We start from the raw sequence: 17999 nt of genomic DNA, 5'->3' as shown, positions 1-17999 counted from the left end.
GAAATCAATACAGCGGCCTGTAACCCCGGATGACAAATTTGTACAAATTGATGCTTGATGCCGAGGCTAGGTTGGTGTATGTTAATAACAATCGCATAGGGATACGGGGGCTTGAGCAAATCAGGCTGAGATAGCGGCATATGGCGCCGCGGACCGTTAATCTGATCTGGATAATGCCAGCGTAGAGAATCGATCGTCCGGGATGTCTTGCGTTTTTTACGCGCCCTCGTGACCTGACCACCGTCTGAGCTTATTCAGGCGGTTTTTTTACGTATGCGATGGGAATTTAAATTGAAGAATCAAGAGGAGAGATGGAGATGTCGGAAGTTATTCAAAAAAAAATGGGCCGCGGTTTGAAGCTAAGCGACCTGTTGGTAACGGTGCTGGTCTCGCTTGTGCTTGGCGTGGTGTACCACTTCTGGAGTTCGGTGTACAATTTGTTCTCGCCCCTGTTCTTCCAGGCGGATGAACTGGTGTACGGGATGTGGTTCCTGGCCGCAACACTGGTATTCCTGCTGATTCGTAAACCGGGGGTAGCGTTGATTGCCGAGATTGCGGCGGCCCATGTGGAGATTCTGTTCGGCAGCGAATGGGGCATTCAGCTCGTTCTATACAGCGTGCTGCAAGGCTTGGGAGCGGAACTGGTATTCGCCGCGTTCCGATACCGGAAGTTCTCCGGCTCCGTCGCAGCGCTGGCCGGAATTGGGGCCGCTGTTGGATCGGTGATTCCGGATTTCTTCTATGGCTACGTGCAGGATTATGAGCCTTGGCTCTTGACTGCCAAATATGCCATGCGCGCGGTCAGCTCTGCGCTGATCTGCGGTTACTTCGCTTACGCCGTGGTAAAAGCCGTAGAAGCGACAGGAGTCACCACCCTGCTGCGGCCGGTTGATCCGAAGGACTACGCGGCGCTGAACGACTGATGCGGAAGGACATGGCGGCCGCAGAGGTGCAGGGGCTGCGGTTGAAGTTCCCCGGTGAGGCCGATTTCGTGTTCAAGGATTTGGATTTCTCGGTTGTACGCGGAGAACATGTGCTGCTATTGGGCCCCAGCGGATGCGGGAAATCGACGCTGCTTCAGGTCTTGTCCGGCATCATCCCGGACTTGGTGGAAATCCCGATGCGGACGTCCGCGCAGCAGCTCCCGACATCGTGGCGCTTCCTGTTTCAGGACCCCGAGACCCAATTCTGTATGCCTTATGTTGACGAGGAGCTAGCCTTTGCCCTGGAAAACCTCGGCATACCGCAGCCCGAGATGTCCGCGCGGATGGAAGCCGCCTTGGCTGAGGTGGGCCTCGATTTGCCCGAGCTCCACGTGTCGATCGATTCGCTGTCTCAGGGGATGAAACAGCGATTAGCGCTCGCTTCGATCCTGTTGGGCGATCCGGAGGTGCTGCTGCTCGACGAGCCTTCCGCCCTGCTGGACCCGCTGGGGCGCGAGCAAATCTGGCAAGCGATCGCCAAGGTAGCCGAGGGGCGGACCTTAATGATCGTGGAGCATCGGATCGAAGAATTGACGGCGCTAGGACTTGTTGACCGGGTCGTGTTATTCGGACCGGACGGACGGGTACTCGGCGAAGGCGCACCGGAGGTGGTGTTTGACACGTATCGTTCCGCTCTTGTGGAGTTTGGGATTTGGTATCCTGGCGTGTGGGAGGAATACTTGGCCTCGGAAGGCGGCCGTCGCTTGCTTGAGCCGACGGAGAATGTCCGGGAGGCGAATGGGCCCGTCACGGTGGAGTTGAAGGATTTTCGCGGATTTCGGCAAGGACGTCCGGTCATTGAAGTCGGGCAAGCTGCCGTGTATCCCGGCGATTGGATCGCGGTCACGGGACCCAATGGTGCAGGGAAGAGCTCGTTGCTGCTTAGCCTGATCGGTCTGCTTCCGGCAGAGGGCACGTACGTGCTCCAGGGGAAGCGGATGGAGACGGGGAAGCTGCGCCGCCGTTCCCGTAAACGGCAGCTGGAGCGGTCTGCTCGCGAGATCGGATTCGTTTTCCAAAATCCCGAATTCCAGTTCGTCGCGGATCGGGTGGCGGATGAAGTGGCCTTTTCCCTACGGGAAGACGGACTTGGTGTTGAAGCCATCCGCGAACGGGTGGCGGAGTGCTTGAATCGATTTGGCCTAACCGGCTTGAAGGGTCGTCATCCTTATCAGTTGTCGCTGGGCCAGAAACGGCGCCTCAGCGTGGCCGCGGCGGCGGTGCGCGAGCAGCGGCTGCTGTTGCTCGATGAGCCGACCTTCGGCCAGGACGCAGCAAACACGTTCGCCATCCTGCAGTTATGCGAAGAGCTGCGCCGCCGTGGAATAGCCATCCTCATGGTCACGCACGAGGAACGGATCGCCGAACGAGTCGCAACCCAACATTGGGAGGTGCGGGAGGGGCGGATCCTATCGCAGCGGATCACCCCGCGGGCCGCGAACCGTCTGGCGAACGCGGGTACACCGACCGGACCGATTGGACCATCCGAGACTGAGGCGGTGATGGCGAAATGAGGCGGTTCCTAACGCCGAAGCGGCAGACGTGGCTGCACCGGGCGAACCCGGCTGCCAAGCTGGCTTTGATGATCTTGTTGTTTCTGCTAACGTTATTCACCCATCGGCTGGACTTCATCTTTTATCAGGCGATCTTGTTTACGGTGCTGTTATTCCTGTTTAGCGGGTATGAGCTTTGGAAAATCGCCCTGCTTATTCTCCCCTTCGCGTTGATCTTCGCTTCCTCGGCGGCAACGATGATCCTGTTCGGCAAAGGCGAACAGGTTTGGTGGGCATGGGGATTGTTCCGGATCTCCGAGGAAAGCTTCTTCCGAGGGATCCATATCGGGTTCAAAGCGGTGGCATTTGCCGCCGAAGGGCTGCTGTTTGTGTTGACTACGCCGTCGGTTTCCTTGTTTTACGCGCTGATGCAACAGGCGAAACTGCCGCCGAAATATGCGTACAGCTTTATGGCCTCGGTCCGGTTACTCCCCATGGTATGGGAGGAGCTGCTTGTCCGTCGCAATGCGTTGCTGATCCGCGGCGTTCGCAGGCCGCACGGGCTGCCCGGACTCGTCGTCCAAGCCAAGCTTTACGCCGTGCCGCTGTTATCTCAGAGCATTCGCCGGGCGCATCGTGTCGCCGTTGCGATGGAAGCCAAGGCATTCAGCGGAAATCGGCCTCGCACCTATTATTACCGCACTGCTTACTCGCGGTACGATGTGCTGGTGCTCTTGCTCTTGGCCATCGTTGCCGTTGCGGCATATACGCTTGCGGTCGTTTACCCGCCGTTTGGCATCGCGGATGTACGTTACCGTTAATCATCATGCAATGAATCGAAGGGGCTTATTCCCGAGAACCACTTATGACCGGTTCCGAGGTATAAGCCCCTTTGGTATGCTCCAACACCTACTTATTCGGATGAACGTTGCGGTGTAACGTTCCGCTGCTCGGGCTGCCCGAGCAAATAACGAGCGTAGGCCATGGGTTGGCGATAGGAATCTTTCCAAATCTCGGGCAGTCCGGCTTTGCGAAAGCCGTAACGCTGATCACGCCCGTTGCATTCGATAAAGTAAGGACGCCCGCTTTCGGTTAGACCGATGTCTAGCCCCAGGTCGGCGAGGAGCGGCAGTCGGCCGCCCAGGTGGTGCGAGATCGCCAAGGCCAGGTTCTCAACGTGAGCCAATGCCGAAGGAACGCTCCCCTCCGGGAGAGCCTTGGCTAGCAGTTCTTCGGCGGGCAGGGCCTCTCCGCCTTTGGCGATGTTGCAAACGAAGCTCCCTGCGGCGGCGACTTTGGCGAAACGTCCCGTGACACCCCAGTCGCCTCCGCTCCCTCGCTGTACGGTGATCCGCAGATCGATGGGGCGCCCTTCGTACTCCGCCAGCGGAATACGCTCCTGCACCAGATAAGGCGTGCGCCGGAGCATACGCCGAGTCCATGCCGGTAGTTCCCTTCGGTGGAGCCGTACCGTGTTCCATCTCCGCATGCTTATAGGCGAAGCGTAAGTAAGTTCCCAACCGGTCGACCGTGCGTACTGCAATCGCATGACGCCGTGACCGACGGAGCCGCGGATCGGCTTTAAGATGAGATCGGGATGCCGAGACATCATCCTCCGCAAGTTTTCGGAGGTCAGCGGCATCGCCGCCGGAAGGTACGCCCGCAGATGGGGAGCATTCCAGAGCAGGCGGTGGATGAAGTCTTTTCCGTAACGATTGTTCACGTTAAAGACCGTGATCCCCCGGTCCTTTAGGGATTGGAGTTTTTTGTGGGCCGCGAGTCTGGGATAGAGCGCTCGATTATGGATCACCGACGGCAAAGGCAGCTCTTGTTCTACATATTCGATACCGTTGTATACATACGCGACACAGCGATCCCCTGCCGAATCGATGCCCCCAAGACGCAAGAAAATGGGGATTAATCCGTATTCCCGCGCGGTTTCTTCATACCCTGCGATCCACTCTTGGCCGGTTCTGTGCGTTGGGATCCCTCGGTACATGCTGGAGTTCAGCAAGATTCCGACAGTGTCCTGACTCAAGTGGGTGTCCTCCTTCCCGTGCTTCTTCCTCCAATGTATGTTGTCCCGGGTAAAAAGAGTGGACGACTGTGCTGCGACAGCCGCCTGTTTTCGGGCGATCACCGGGAGAGGCGCGTCTGTGGCAAATTGGGCTCTTCTTCCGTAAAGGTGTCACATTTGCCGGATCGGTTTCGTATATTTAGGGTAATGAAATTAGCGTAACGGGAAGAAGGGAGACTTCACATGGATCGGGAAAAAGTCGCGGTCATCGCACCCGGCGCCCTTGCAGCAACTTCAGGAAAACACCGGCCGGTGGAGAGGGTGCTTGAGCGGATGATTCCTCATGCGGCGGAGCAGTTGCACATTCGCATCTTCGGTATCGCGGACGGACATTTGCCGTCCCAAGGCTGGATCGGCAGCGTCCCCTTTTACCGTCTGCCGGGGGGACGGAACTACCTGGAGTCGCTGCTGCGGCATCTGCGCAAGTGGCGTCCGGACACGGTGGACGTACACGGCCGGCCGATGCTAGCCTGCCAGTTGAAGGGGCGGCTTCCGCTTTCTCGCGTATTGTTGACCATGCCCTCCGCTCCGGTCTTTTCCCCCTCCTGTCACCCCAAAGCGTGCACCCCACATGTCCTGGAAAGCGTGGACGGCCTGATCGTCAACAGCGAACGAGCCAAGGTGGAGCTACTAACGCATTTCCCCTCTCTGCTCACCCCGGTTTGGGTAAATCTGCCGGGGGCCAACTTGGAGGATCACGTACCGCGCTGGACGCCGGACGGGGAACGGCAACGCCGGCATCGGCTGGCGGAGCTGGGGTGGTCGGACCGGAAGATCATCCTGTTGGCCGGTTGCTTGCCATCGATTGGCGAAGAGAACCGAATTGTCTCGGCGCTCTCCGACGTTTTGAATCGTATGCCGGAGGCCATGCTGATGTTTCTTGCTTCCGACGTCCCCAATTCGCCGCGAGCCATTCATGAGCTTACCGCATATTTCCCGGAACGGATCGTTCGTCTACCGGCCGCCCCAACCTGCACGCTAGCGGATGGATATCTCTTGGGGGATTGTCTGGTTCTGTTGCCTGGCGATGAAACGACGTCGATGTTAACCCGTCTTGAGGCGATGGCCGCAGGCGTTCCGACGCTGGATGCCAGCGACTCCCCGGTGGTCGAGTTTGCGGCTGACGGCCTCCTTGCAGGAGGGCCAGATGCGAGTTTAATGGACCGGATCGTTCTGCTGCTGCAAGATGAGGAGGTTAGCCAAGTTTTGGGCCGCGCCGGCCGAGAGATCGTTCGCCGCCATTACCGCTGGGAGCACGTTGCGGACCGTTGGGTGAACATCGTTCGCGCCGGGAATGCTGAGGCTAAGACTCCAACCGCAAGCCGTCGCAGCATAAAGAACTGAACCGGGTCGGTTCACCGACTACGTATCTTCCCCATCGTAGAAACCGGAGGGTAACATAGGATCCGTCCGCAAGGCGGTATTGTATATGAAGAACCGAATACAATCGGGCCATTTCGGTAATTTCATCCGAATGGATCTGAATTTTCATATCTATTCGCCGCTCAGGGGGCATAACGGGAGAAGGTGTAGGATTAACCGAATAGAATTCGGATTTTTGGCCGTAGGCACCGTTCTGTATGCGAAAAATCGAATACCATGGGCGAATGCCCGGTTTTTGCGATGCAGATAAGATGGTGCAAATTGGTGTTACAACTCGTACTGTACGAATAGCCAACTAACTAAAGACCCGGTAAAGCGGGTCTTTTTTGTTATTTTGCAGACGAATCGGGCGACGGGGCCCTTGCCGCATTCGTGTGGACAGCTGTACGTTTGCCGTTACCACCCCCCCGGCTTCACATACACTGTGGTATATGCTCCGGTATTATCACGTTTTGGGAGGAAATCGATGTGGTCAAAAAACGCAAGCCGCGCATCCGACTGAACCGTAAACCGATTCAGCGTAAGCCGACGTTACCGCGTTTGGTCAATCATCAGGCCCCCCTGGTATCCATCATCATCCCGGCGATGAATGAAAGGGCGACGCTGGCCGGCGTGTTGCGTGAGGCGGGCCGGGTTCATCCGTACAGTGAGACGATCGTCGTCGTCAACGGATCGACCGACGGGACCGCTGAGCTGGCGAAAGCCTGCGGTGCCCGTGTGCTCGGAACACCGGAGCCGCTGGGGCATGATGTCGGCCGGCGCGTTGGGGCGGAGGCCGCACGCGGCCAAGCGCTGCTGTTCGTTGACGCTGACATGATTATTCCCGCTCGGGAGCTACGCCCTTATGTTAAGGCGGTGTTAGCCGGCGTTGACGTTGCGCTAAATGGCTACTCAGGTCCGGCGAGTCGGAAGGAAGCCCATCCGGTCGTTCTGGCTAAACACGTCCTAAACGGTTTGTTGCAGCGGTCCGACCTGCGGGGGGCTTCCTTGACGGCGGTGCCTCATGCGATGAGCCGGAAGGCGGTGGAAACCGTCGGACCGGACGCCCTGGAGGTTCCGCCGCTGGCCTTGGCTAGAGCGGTGCGACTCGGGTTAAACGTACAAGCGGTCCATACCGTTCCTGTCGGGAAGTTGAATCCTGCCCGGGGATGGGTGCGGAACAAGGGGAGACGCGTTGATCCGCTGACGGCACTAGTGGCAGGCGATCATTTGGAGGCGATTCATTGGCTACTCCGTCAGCAGGGTCCACGCGGTGGGTACGGCGATTTAGGTCGGCAGCGCGGCAAGGTGAGGTGAAACTTTGATGGAAGCGAAGCAATCAATTAAGCAACGCCGGAAACGAAAAGGCGGATCCCTGGCCCGCCCGCAAGGAAGAGCTGGCCGGATGAAGAGCAGCTTGGCCCGCAGAGGCAGCCGTATGGCTCGGCCGTCCGCAAGGAAGGGGCTGGCCGGCGGCTTGATTCAACGCTTGAAAGCGAGGGCTCTGGCCGCAGGTGCCAGAGCAGCTGCGTCACGAGGAAAAGCAGCGGCCGATTCGCCTCACATGCAGGCTTGCTTTCAAGAATGGGCACGGGCGGAACGGTTGGACAATAGTCCCTTTGCGACTATTTTAGCAGCCTCCTTGGCGTATCGCCGCGGTTATGCCGATACGGCCAGGCTGAGTACGCCGTGGCTCCCTTTGCCGCTGAACGGGAGCGCCTCGGCTATCGTGACGGCGAGCAATGAGGAGAAGACGCTGCCTGCGGTTGTGGCAGAGCTTCGCAAGCTGCCGTTGCAGGAAATTATCGTGGTTCTAAACGGCTGCAATGACGGCAGCTTTACCGCTGTGGACCGGGATCCGCGGATCACGCGGCTTAGCTTCCCTGAACGATTGGGCCATGACGTAGGCCGAGCGATCGGGGCGGCGGCGGCCACCGGAGACATTCTCCTCTTCACGGATGGGGATCTGTGCGTCGGCGCAGAGGATTTAGCCGCCTTCCTGATCGCGATCGACCAGGGAGTGGACTTGGCGTTAAACGATTTGTCGCCGTATCTGCCGCCCTTTTCCCAACAGGATGAGGTGACGCGCTGCAAGGCCTTCCTTAACTTGGCGTTAGGGCGTCCGGATTTGAAGGCGAACTCGCTGACGGCGGTGCCGAACGCCTTGTCCCGCCGTGCGTTGCAAACGGTGGGGACCGCTGCCCTGATCGTTCCTCCGAAAGCCCAGGCGCTGGCTTTAGCCCGCGGTCTTAAAGCGGGTGCGCCCATTTCCGTGGACGTGATCCGCAAAAACCGGATTCGCACCAGTAACAGCGGAACGGGCAACGCAGTCGCGCAAATGATCATCGGCGATCATATGGAAGCGCTCGGCGAGGTTATGAAGACGGAGGGCGTCCGTCTGCGGTTCGCGACTATCGGGCGCAGTGAATTGGCGAAAATGAGGAATGCCCGATGAGCGGAACCGGTGTCACGAGCATTATCATTCCTACTTATAACGGACTGCACTTGCTCGCCCCTTGTGTGGAGGCGATCCGCCAATATACGGAGACGCCCTACGAAATTATCGTCGTGGATAACGGCTCCGAGGACGACACCGCGTCGTTTTGCCTGAAGGAGCGCTTGATCCTCGCGGCGCTCCCGCGAAATGAAGGATTTCCGGTCGCCGTAAATCGGGGGTTGTCCGTCGCTTCAGGCGATCAGTTGCTTATCCTGAACAACGATGTCGCCGTCTCCCCGCGATGGCTCTCCAATTTGTTGCTGGCGCTGCACAGCGCCCCCGATGTAGGCCTTGTTGGTCCGGTGACCAATTACGCCAGCGGACGGCAACAGGTTGCGATTGACTGGGTGGAAGGCGAGGATTTCGCCCAAGCGGCGGAGAAACATAACCGTTCTGATTCTTCCAAATGGCAGGAGGTCCAGCGGCTTGTCGGGATGTGTCTGCTGTTTAAGCGAGAGGTACTGGAGCGGGCGGGGCTCTTCGACGAAGGATATTCGCCCGGACATTATGAAGATGACGATTACTGCTACCGCGCGCGGCAGCTGGGCTACCGTCTGCTCATTTGCGGGGATACGCTGGTGTACCATGAAGGCAGCTCCAGCTTTAAAGCCCAGCATCCGGAAGGGTGGAATGAACTCCTGGAACGGAACCGTATGCGGTTTATCGAGAAATGGGGAGTGGATCCCTGGCAATTTATCTCATGAGAAAATCAAATCTTTGGCATAAAGGAGGAGCGTTCATGAAAGGCGTGATTTTGGCGGGGGGCAGCGGCACGCGTCTATACCCGCTGACCCGATTGATCAACAAGCATCTGCTTCCGGTCGGGAATTATCCGATGGTCTGTTACGGCATAGAACGGCTGCGTCAAGCTGGAATCACCGATATTCTCATCGTGATCAGCAAGCAATCGGCTGGTCTGTACGCCGATTTCCTCGGCAGTGGGGAGAACTTCGGTGTGAACCTGACGTATCGCGTCCAGGAGTCAGCCGGGGGGATCGCCGAAGCCCTGGAGTTGGCTGACGGGTTTATTCCGCCCGGCGGCAAGTTCCTTGTACTGTTAGGCGACAACCTGTTTTTGGACGATTTAACGCCCTATGTGGAGAAATTCAAGCAGCAGCCACCAGGCAGTGCCCGGGTGATGCTGAAGCCGGTGGATGACCCACGTCGTTACGGTGTGCCGGTGTTTGCCGAGGACACACCGGAACTTATCGCCTATATCGAAGAAAAACCGAAAAAACCGAAATCCAAATTTTCGGTCACCGGCATTTACATGTACGATGACTCGGTATTCGGCATTATCCGCAGCATCGATCGTTCCGCCCGCGGTGAATTGGAGATTACGGACGTGAACAATCGCTATGCGCAGAACGGCATGCTGGAATTCGATGTTCTCCAGCTATGGTGGGGCGACGCGGGTACGCTTGAATCGCTGCAGGAAGCCGGAATTCATATGAAAGGCGTACTTCCCTAAGCGATTAGGGAGGCCGGAAAGGAGGCACGGGATGGCTTCACGCGAAAACTCAGCCGGACGGAGTCGCAAGGCCCACCGCCGGCAAGGTATGGGTAAAGCGGCCGCAACGGTCCGCCGCTCCGCCGGCCGTCGGAAGGCCAGCCGCGTAGTCCGTAACGCGCCCGCCAAGGGCGCGCTTCACCGGCGGCGCGGAAGCCGCCGGCGCTTGAACGGGCGCCGTGTGGCCCGCCCGGTGGTGTGGCGGCGAGCCCTGTCGGCAGCGAGCCGAACGGGCATCGCGGGCAGTCCTGGCGGCAATCCGGTAGAGGCTGCGGCGGCCGCTGCGCCTGACCCGAGCGCTTCAGCGCCGCCGCCATTGCCCACGCCCGAGCCGACGATACTAAACCCGGTCCCGGAGGGCGGCTTCGAGGCGGCATGGTTCGCAGCCGAGGCGGAGCGAGTCCGTGCTGCAGCTTATGAGGAAGGCTACCGCGAAGGCTTCTTTGAAGGCGGGGAAGCGAAGCTGGGCCGCTTGATACCGCGCCATACGCTACTGCCTGAGGTGCGGGTCGACGACGTCATCGCCGCGGGTTTCCCTGCTGTTGCCGGACGGTTGTACCCGCTGCTCACGCCGGTTGGCGTATTCGCCGCTGCCGACGAGGCGCTGCGGGCCGGCCGTCCGCTGTCCGTCGTCCGCCTCGGGGACGGGGAGCTGATCACTTTGGCGCACGGGACGGTGATCGGGGCCGAGGAAGCACTCCGCTGGGGGGCTTTTTTGCCCTATGCAGGAGTGCAGCTGCCGGATCCGGCCGCGCGCGAGGCTTTGGCCGCCGCCGTGCGGGCCGCTGATATCATCGGGGTGCCGGAATCCCGGCATCCGTCCTATCAAGGGTTATTGTTTCCCGTGCTGCACCATTATGGGATCGATTACCGTACTTTGCAGTTGACCACATCGACCATAAATTACGAATTAAATACCGGCGGTTATTTGACGAGACTGTTGCATGGCCGGCGCGTCCTGCTGATCGGGAATCAGGCGGAGGCGCTGGCAGGGTTTCTCGGGCAACGCAGCGTGAACGTTGTGGGGTGGCTCGCTCCGGTTCAGGGCGTGGCCGATGTGCCGACGGTCGCCATGCGCGTCCGGGAATTTCCGGATTTTGACCTGGCTCTGGTTGCCGCCGGTGTGGCTGCTGTGATGATTTGCCCGCAGCTGTCCAGAGAATTGGGCAAGGTGGCGCTGGATATGGGTCATCTGGCCGACAAACTGATAAAAGGCGAGGCGGCCCTGCCGCAACTCGGGGAGGTGCACACCGGTGCAAACGGAAATTGACGGAAACACCAACGACCAGGCGAAACGTCCTTTAGGGACCTACGAACAAGGGCATGCTGCCGGCTATGCATACGGGGTCCGCGAAGGCATCCGGACGTTTGGTACGGGCCAGGAATTCACGAGTATCATTATTCCGACCTATGATCGCATAGATTTGTTGCTTCAGTGCTTGGATCACATTGATCAGCACACGTCTTCTCCGTATGAGGTTATCGTTGTCGACAATGGATCGGCCGATGGTACGGCCGAGGCCGTTCGCAGGCGGCGCGGGCGGGTAAGGCTTGCGGTGCATTCGCAGAACCTGGGGTTTGCCCGTGCGGTGAATACCGGCTTAATGATGGCTAAAGGAAATACGATCGTGCTGCTGAATAACGACGTGCTGGTCACGGAGCGCTGGTTGGATCAGTTGTTGGCATGCCTCCGGCAATTTCCGGAGGCCGCTGCGGCGGGACCCGTCACGAATTACATCAGCGGGGAGCAGTTAATCGACGTTCCTTATAAAGAGGTTACGGATATGCCGGCTTTCGCCGCTATGCACAACCACTCCGATCCGCGGAAGTGGCGCGTGACCGATCGGCTGGTGGGCTTTTGCGTTGCGTTTCCGCGTACGACATTGGATCAAATCGGTTATTTTGACGAGGGATACGAAATCGGCAATTTTGAGGACGACGATTGGGTCGCGCGTTTGCGTTTGCAGGGGAAGAAGATGGTGATCGCCGGGGACACCTTTGTCCATCATTATGGAAGCATGACGATGAAAGGACTGGGTTCCCAAGGCTTTCAGGAAGTTAACACCCGTAATCACCATTTCTTCCGTGAGAAATGGGGGGATCTTCACGCACTGTATGCGCGGATGCCGGCATGGCGCGGAGAGCGGACGCTGCAGGCGGCGGATTTCTTCCCAACCCATGTACGGGTTCGGGACGCGAACGGGGGCGTGCACTGGTTGGAGCAGGGGGTTCGCCATCGGCTGCACCAGGTTGGCGCCCTGGTCACAGAGCCGACGCGGCTGTCCGTGCTGGATTTGCTCCAGCTGCCGGCCGGGCCAGACCGATCGCAGGAACAGCTAGCTGGTTTCAGCGGGAGCGCACCGCCCGAGGCAGGCTTAACGGACGGCACCGTTGCCGTCTGCGGTGGGCGGTGGTATCAAATTGATCGAGGGCAGCGGCGGGAGATTATCTCCGAATACACATTGCACGCGTGGGGGCTTGCACCTTCAGGTATCGCACTTTCCGAAGACGTGGTGGGCGCTTATTCCGAGGGGCTGCCCATCCTGCCGCCTCCGCATCTCGTTAGTGAGGATTTATAGGCTGGCAAGGGCCGGTTCCCCAGGAACGCGCTTATTCGTACCGGCATATGTTATTGCAGGCAGGGCATCTGAGAGGACGGTGTCCGCTTCCTGAAGCGAAAGGCGGTTCTTAGGCGAGGAGGAGTCAGGGTGGAGCAAAAAATTTCGGAGATCATCGTGCACATGGCCCACTCTCATCAGCAGATGGCGCGGGTGATCGATGCCGAGCGGCAGGTTGCCGTGCGCATGGCGCAGATCGTGCATGCGATTCCCGATGCCGAGCCGGCGTTTGAAGGAACGTCCGGCATTTTGGAGAATTCGAGCCGGATTAACAAAAGCGTGATCTCCTACTTAAATGCCATTGCTGATTTGCAGGAGGCGATGGCAGAGAATTTGGGGATAGTTATGAAACAAATGAAAGGTCATGAAGAAGAGTGAGGTTAAAGAAGCGGGGTATGATGCCATGAGCAGGGAACTGGCCTATCTGAACATGCTGGATGCGGCCGCCAAGATCCAGTGGAACGTCGCGATGATTCTCGAGGCCAAGGCGGTTGAATCCGAGAAGGTGCGCAACTGGGTATTGAATCATGTGCTGGAGAGCAGTTTTGAGGATCACGAAAAGCAGCTGTCCGATCCGCTGGATGTTCACGATCAGCTCGTGGAGGTGATCGAGGGCCTGACCAAGCTCCAGAACGGGCTGTGCAGCAACTTGAAAACGATACTGCCGCCCGAGGACGAGGAAAGTGGCGGCGACAGTAGCCTAGACGGTAATTTTAGCGGAATGTTCGGTGGTGATTTTGATCTGGGGGATTCAAACAAATGACCCTCTTTCCTCTTCAGGCCGGGGAGGAGGCCAAATTACGGTTGATCGACGCAATCAGCCAGAGCCAGCTGGCGATGGCACGAATTCTCGGCAGCCTCGCCGATGTGACCGAATTGTCTCCGGACGCCGCCAGACATATTGCCGGCAATATCGATAGATTAACGAAATATCAGGAAGCGATGGCCCGCACGGTCTGCGGGTTGACTTTTCATCGCGTCAAATACGGAACTCCTTCGCCGCCGTGGATGATGGACGCTTGTTATGCAGCATACAACGTTACCCGAGGAGAACAGGAGGAAGAAGGATGGCAAAAACCAAACTCCGGCGCACCCGCCGTGTGAAACCGCGCGCGCTGAGAAAAATCAAGCCCCGTAAGAAACGGAAGCTGTCCCTGCGCCGGGGAAGCAAGCTGACCACTGCCCGTCGCAAACGGCGCAAGGTGATGCATAAGCTGCGTTCACGCCGCAGCAGAAGAAGATGGAGAGGTCGTCGCGCCGCTCTTCCGGTACCCGCAGCCGTGATCCCCGCTCCTGAGCCGGCTGCCGTACCGGAACCCGTTGCCGTCCCGCCGGCAACACCTGAGGACGCCGTGGTTTACGATCAAGCTTATAATGAGTCGTATCAGGAAGGGTTTAATAATGGCTTCGCCCAAGGTTACGAGGACGGGCACAAAATAGCCTATAAAAATCAAATCTAGCAGAAACGCTGTCGGTGATCCGGCAGCGTTTTTTTTTGCTTTTTGGCGGCGGGCGGCGGCATTCGCCAATTTATCAGGCGGGCGGGTAGTCGTCCATGATGCACGTGTCCCCTCAGCATATATTTATTAAGACCCAGGAAACGCAAGATAGAATTCCACGAAGATAGGATGAAGAACCTTGGAGAACGTCAAGGAAAATCGGTACGGCGAGGCATATCAAGTCGGATACGAAGAAGGGATCCGGTATGGCGGGTGCCAGGCCGTACTCGAACGAATTCCGCCGGTTACCCGGCCAAAGGTGGATCTGCGGGTGCTATATGTACCCCAGGGGTTCGACGCGATCGACGAAGGGGTTCAAGCGGCACTCAAGGAGCTCACGCGCGAGTGCGTCGTCGCTTCACCGGAAATGATGCTGCAGGAGACGCTGCGCGTCCATCCCGATCTGGTGCTGGTCATGAATTCGCTGCACGTCTTTCCGCCCGACCATGCCTCGCAAATGGCACAGATTCGGAGTATGGGCATTCGGACAGCGGTTTGGTTCGTCGATGACCCTTATTTTACCGACGATTCGATCGAGCTGGCTTTAAGCTACGACGTGGTGTTTACGCACGAAATCGAATGCGTGCCGCTTTATCGGTCCATCGGAGTTCGAAGCGTTTACCATCTTCCGTTGGCCGCCAATCCGCACCAATTCCGGCCCATTCCGGCCAAACCGGAATATCGCTATGACGTGTGCTTTATCGGTAATGCTTTTTGGAATCGAGTCGGCCTGTTCGACCGTTTAAGTTCGTTCCTGCAGGACAAACGGGTCCTGATCGCCGGGTTTCATTGGGACCGACTGCCCCGTTACGAACAGTTATCGCGATTTATCCGCCCGGGATGGGTTCCCGTCGAGGAGACGGTTCGTTATTACAACGCCTCCAAAATCGTGCTCAACATCCACCGGCCTACACAAGCCGGCCAAGATAACCGGAACGGACGCGATACCCCGGGGGGATCAATTAATCCACGCACCTATGAGATTGCAGGCTGCGGCGCTTTCCAGATCACGGACATCCGCAGCGATTTGGTCTCCTATTACCAACCGGGTTACGACATCGAGACATTCAGAGATGAAGTGGAGCTGGAGGCAAAGATACGTTATTACCTCGAACACGAGGAAGAACGACGGCAGATTGCCTGGCGTTCGCTGTGGACGACGACGGCCGCCCATACCTATTCGGATCGGGTCAGTCGTCTGCTGGACGCAATCGCTGGAAGCTAGTTCAAGAACCAACCCCAAAAGGAGTGACATTATGTTTATTGAGGAAGCGGATGGTCAAATGACTCAAACCGTTTTGGACCCGGCCGAGAGCGGAAGAAAGAACGGGCTCCGCGACGGCTATGCCGAAGGGTACCTTAGGGGGAGAGCCAGCTATATCGTGAGTCAACCGAAGCCGGCTTTTCCGGTTCGCAAAGTGAAAGTGTTATACGTCAGTTCGGGGAAAGGCTTTCCGTATTCTCCGCTCGACGAGGCGGTATCGTCTACGCTCCGCACCTTAACCACCGAACTGATCGCCACAGTACCGGGCGACCCGATTCCGGATTTGGCTGCGCAGCACAAACCCGATCTGCTGCTCGCTCTCGACGGGCTGGAGCTCCCCGCGGAGCAATTGAACGCCGTACGGGCGATGGGGATTCCGACCGCCGTTTGGTTTACGGATGATCCTTATTACACCGATCTGACCATTCCGTTAAGTTCTCACTACGATTATGTATTTACGCTTGAACGTAATTGCGTCGATCCCTATCGCGCCGCCGGGTGCAGCCAGGTCCATTATCTGCCGTTTGCAGCGTTTCCGGAACACTACCGGCCAACGTTGATCCCCTCCCCACACCGTCGCAATTTGAGCTTTATCGGCTCGGCTTACTGGAACCGGGTGATCTATCTTCAACCGGTGCTTCCCGCGCTGATGGAGCAAGGCTTATTGATCAACGGAATCTGGTGGGATCGTCTGCCCGAGTTCCCGGCGTATTCGGACCGGATCGAGTTGGGCAAGTGGATGGGGCCCGTAGAGACCTCCGAAGTATACAGCGGGTCGAAAATCGTCCTGAACCTTCACCGTTCTCCGTTCGAGGAGTACATCAATAACAACCAAGCTGGGATTCCGGCGGCATCGCCGAATCCGCGGACATTCGAAATCTCGGCCTGTGCCACGCTCCAATTAGTTGATGCGCGCGACGACTTAACCTCGTTTTACCGTCCGGACGAGGAAATCGTAACCTTCTCCTCGCCGGAGGAATTGGTTGATAAAGTGCGCTATTACCTGACCCACGAGGAAGAAAGAAGAGAAATCGCGTTGCGTGCATTGGATCGGACCTTGCGGGATCACACGTATGCCAATCGGTTGGATCAGTTGCTGTCTGTGATTTTCGGGTGATCCCTGCAATTGAGAGACCTGTTCCGGAACGCCTGGACATCGTGCAAAAAAAGGAGGGGCAATCGTGCCGGATAAGAAGAAGCTGCTGCTGTTTTCGCATGTATGCAATTCAAGAAACGTAACCGGTGCCGAGAAATTGTTGTTGTTCAACGCGAGGAAGCTATCGGCTTATTACGACTGTACGATTGTAGTTCCTCGGCAGGGCAGTTTGTCCGTTCTGGCCAAACGTTACGGGATCCGTTCCCTCCTGTGCGAAAACGCGCTGCTTTACAGCATGTGTGCCCCGCACGCCAACTTGGCCGATGAACTCCAGTCCATCGCCTGGAGCGAACAGGTGCAGCGCACGACAGAGCTGCTGAATAAGGAGCGGCCAGATGCCGTGCTTGTGAATACCAGCGTGAATGTTTCGTCGGCGATCGCCGCTAAACAGCTGGGAATTCCCGTCATTTGGCAGATCACGGAGGTGATTGCGTCCAACGAATTCACCGCGGAGGCGGTGAATTTGATCGACAAGTACAGCGATTTGATCATCGGGATTTCCGATTCGGTGCTGCTTCCTTTCCTCGGAACGCAGGCTGCGGACAAAACCGTACTGCTGTACCCTTCGTGGAATCCCGAGGATGTCCACCCCGACATCTGGCCGGCACAGCGCTGGCATAAGCGAGCTTGGTGGAAAGTCAAATCGACGGAAGTGCTGGTAGGCTATATTTCTTCTTACTTGATTCCGGAGAAAGGAGCCGATCACTTCATCGACGCGGCGTTAAGTCTGGCCGGCCGATTCCCGGAGGCGAAGTTCGTTATCATAGGTGCGGAGATTCATCCAGAGTATTACCGGAACTTAAAGCGAGCGGTTCAGGGCTCGCCGTATCCGAATCGGTTTAAATTCGTGAGCTTTGAAGATCATGTGGAATCCGCCTTTAGCGCGATGGATATCGTTGTCGTCCCGGGGATTCTTCCGGAAGGGTTTGGGCTAACCGCGCTGGAGGCAATGGTCTTTGGCAAACCGGTTGTCGCTTATGCTTCGGGCGGTTTGCGCGAGATTTTGGAAGCGGTGGGCAGCGGGGCTTACCTGGTGCCAACGCGGGACAGCGCTGGACTCGCGGAAAAATGTGCGGAGCTGCTGTCTTCCATGGAATTGACTCGTAGTGTGGGGGAAAGGAATCGGGGTCAAGTAGAAGCGGTGTTCGGCCCGGCAGCCTATGATTTGCGGCTTCAAGGGTTGGTTCAGCGCATACAGGGGCTTTCGGGTCTTGTGGTCCCACTGCCCGAACCGGCACCGATCATGCCCTCTCCGGATGCGGCGGACCTCCGTGTCTCGGACTCGGAGGGATTACCTATCGGGCAAACCACGCCTCCGATGTCCGTCAAGCCCACCGGGCGCCGCAGAAGGATCAAGCTGAAGCGAGCTAAGCGATCACGCAGAAGAAGATTCGGTGCCGGTAGAAGCTTGACCGCCCGGCGCGGCGGAACCGGTCGCGTTCACAAGCCGGCCCATCGCCGCCGCAAGCCCGGCCAGCGCACAGCAAGGGCTCGTACGAAACGCGTGCGCGGTCGTCATAAGTCTGCAAGGAGATGAGAC

Annotated in this window: 18 protein-coding genes and 1 riboswitch; of the genes, 17 read left to right on the top strand and 1 reads right to left on the bottom strand. The window is 57.9% G+C overall.

What is annotated here, in order from left to right; translation table 11 throughout:
• The first annotated feature begins 93 nt into the window (after positions 1 to 93).
• Positions 94 to 205, top strand: a riboswitch (TPP riboswitch).
• A 112-nt stretch (positions 206 to 317) separates the two neighbouring features.
• From MKZ15_RS18255 to MKZ15_RS18245, 3 genes are read left to right on the top strand one after another with little or no spacing between them, the layout of a single operon-like run.
• Complete coding sequence (locus MKZ15_RS18255) at positions 318 to 923, top strand: ECF transporter S component (protein WP_155606275.1); 606 nt, start codon at positions 318 to 320, stop codon at positions 921 to 923.
• Positions 923 to 2497 (top strand): ABC transporter ATP-binding protein, encoded by a 1575-nt coding sequence (locus tag MKZ15_RS18250; protein ID WP_339817265.1) that lies wholly within the window; start codon positions 923 to 925, stop codon positions 2495 to 2497. Before MKZ15_RS18255 ends, MKZ15_RS18250 begins: the two co-directional genes overlap by 1 nt.
• Positions 2494 to 3297, top strand: a complete 804-nt coding sequence (locus tag MKZ15_RS18245) for an energy-coupling factor transporter transmembrane component T (RefSeq protein ID WP_155606277.1) — start codon at positions 2494 to 2496, stop codon at positions 3295 to 3297. Before MKZ15_RS18250 ends, MKZ15_RS18245 begins: the two co-directional genes overlap by 4 nt.
• 92 nt (positions 3298 to 3389) lie before the next feature.
• Here the strand turns inward: MKZ15_RS18245 and MKZ15_RS18240 are convergent, their stop codons facing one another.
• Positions 3390 to 4514: a YheC/YheD family protein gene (locus MKZ15_RS18240; RefSeq protein ID WP_339817264.1), complete on the bottom strand. Its 1125-nt coding sequence runs from the start codon at positions 4512 to 4514 to the stop codon at positions 3390 to 3392.
• A gap of 222 nt (positions 4515 to 4736) precedes the next feature.
• Between MKZ15_RS18240 and MKZ15_RS18235 the strand changes: the two genes are divergently transcribed.
• The 14 genes from MKZ15_RS18235 to MKZ15_RS18170 all read left to right on the top strand — a co-directional run bounded on the left by MKZ15_RS18235 (position 4737) and on the right by MKZ15_RS18170 (position 17996).
• Positions 4737 to 5897: a glycosyltransferase family 4 protein gene (locus MKZ15_RS18235; RefSeq protein ID WP_339817262.1), complete on the top strand. Its 1161-nt coding sequence runs from the start codon at positions 4737 to 4739 to the stop codon at positions 5895 to 5897.
• A gap of 507 nt (positions 5898 to 6404) precedes the next feature.
• Entirely contained in the window at positions 6405 to 7232 is an 828-nt protein-coding gene (locus MKZ15_RS18230; protein WP_193419144.1) for a glycosyltransferase, read from the top strand.
• Between the two features lie 7 nt (positions 7233 to 7239).
• A complete protein-coding gene (locus MKZ15_RS18225) occupies positions 7240 to 8370 on the top strand; it encodes a glycosyltransferase (RefSeq protein WP_339817260.1) in 1131 nt (376 codons plus the stop codon).
• Positions 8367 to 9116 carry a glycosyltransferase family 2 protein gene (locus MKZ15_RS18220; protein ID WP_155606282.1) on the top strand — a complete coding sequence of 250 codons (750 nt, stop codon included), beginning with the start codon at positions 8367 to 8369 and terminating at the stop codon, positions 9114 to 9116. Before MKZ15_RS18225 ends, MKZ15_RS18220 begins: the two co-directional genes overlap by 4 nt.
• A gap of 35 nt (positions 9117 to 9151) precedes the next feature.
• Complete coding sequence (locus MKZ15_RS18215; RefSeq protein WP_155606283.1) at positions 9152 to 9883, top strand: sugar phosphate nucleotidyltransferase; 732 nt, start codon at positions 9152 to 9154, stop codon at positions 9881 to 9883.
• A gap of 31 nt (positions 9884 to 9914) precedes the next feature.
• On the top strand, positions 9915 to 11192 hold the full coding sequence (locus tag MKZ15_RS18210) for a GT-D fold domain-containing glycosyltransferase (RefSeq protein WP_339817257.1): 1278 nt from the start codon (positions 9915 to 9917) through the stop codon (positions 11190 to 11192).
• On the top strand, positions 11176 to 12501 hold the full coding sequence (locus tag MKZ15_RS18205) for a glycosyltransferase family 2 protein (RefSeq protein ID WP_339817255.1): 1326 nt from the start codon (positions 11176 to 11178) through the stop codon (positions 12499 to 12501). Before MKZ15_RS18210 ends, MKZ15_RS18205 begins: the two co-directional genes overlap by 17 nt.
• Before the next feature lie 129 nt (positions 12502 to 12630).
• Positions 12631 to 12918, top strand: coding sequence for a nucleoside-diphosphate sugar epimerase (locus tag MKZ15_RS18200; protein WP_193419148.1), 288 nt, complete (start codon positions 12631 to 12633; stop codon positions 12916 to 12918).
• A 25-nt stretch (positions 12919 to 12943) separates the two neighbouring features.
• On the top strand, positions 12944 to 13303 hold the full coding sequence (locus MKZ15_RS18195; RefSeq protein ID WP_155606285.1) for a restriction endonuclease subunit S: 360 nt from the start codon (positions 12944 to 12946) through the stop codon (positions 13301 to 13303).
• A complete protein-coding gene (locus MKZ15_RS18190; protein WP_155606286.1) occupies positions 13300 to 13644 on the top strand; it encodes a hypothetical protein in 345 nt (114 codons plus the stop codon). The genes MKZ15_RS18195 and MKZ15_RS18190 overlap by 4 nt, the downstream gene beginning before the upstream one ends.
• Entirely contained in the window at positions 13608 to 14000 is a 393-nt protein-coding gene (locus MKZ15_RS18185) for a hypothetical protein (protein ID WP_193419149.1), read from the top strand. The genes MKZ15_RS18190 and MKZ15_RS18185 overlap by 37 nt, the downstream gene beginning before the upstream one ends.
• Positions 14001 to 14178: 178 nt before the next feature.
• Positions 14179 to 15264 carry a glycosyltransferase gene (locus MKZ15_RS18180; protein ID WP_339817252.1) on the top strand — a complete coding sequence of 362 codons (1086 nt, stop codon included), beginning with the start codon at positions 14179 to 14181 and terminating at the stop codon, positions 15262 to 15264.
• Between the two features lie 31 nt (positions 15265 to 15295).
• Positions 15296 to 16420 (top strand): glycosyltransferase, encoded by a 1125-nt coding sequence (locus MKZ15_RS18175; protein ID WP_193418160.1) that lies wholly within the window; start codon positions 15296 to 15298, stop codon positions 16418 to 16420.
• Between the two features lie 64 nt (positions 16421 to 16484).
• Positions 16485 to 17996, top strand: coding sequence for a glycosyltransferase family 4 protein (locus MKZ15_RS18170; protein ID WP_339817251.1), 1512 nt, complete (start codon positions 16485 to 16487; stop codon positions 17994 to 17996).
• The last annotated feature ends 3 nt before the right edge of the window (positions 17997 to 17999 follow it).

Origin of the sequence: Paenibacillus sp. FSL R7-0216 (assembly GCF_037969915.1) — a bacterium.
GTDB lineage: Bacteria > Bacillota > Bacilli > Paenibacillales > Paenibacillaceae > Fontibacillus > Fontibacillus rhizolycopersici.
Note: the sequence above shows the minus strand (reverse complement) of the source record. Positions and strands in the feature narration are given on the sequence as shown.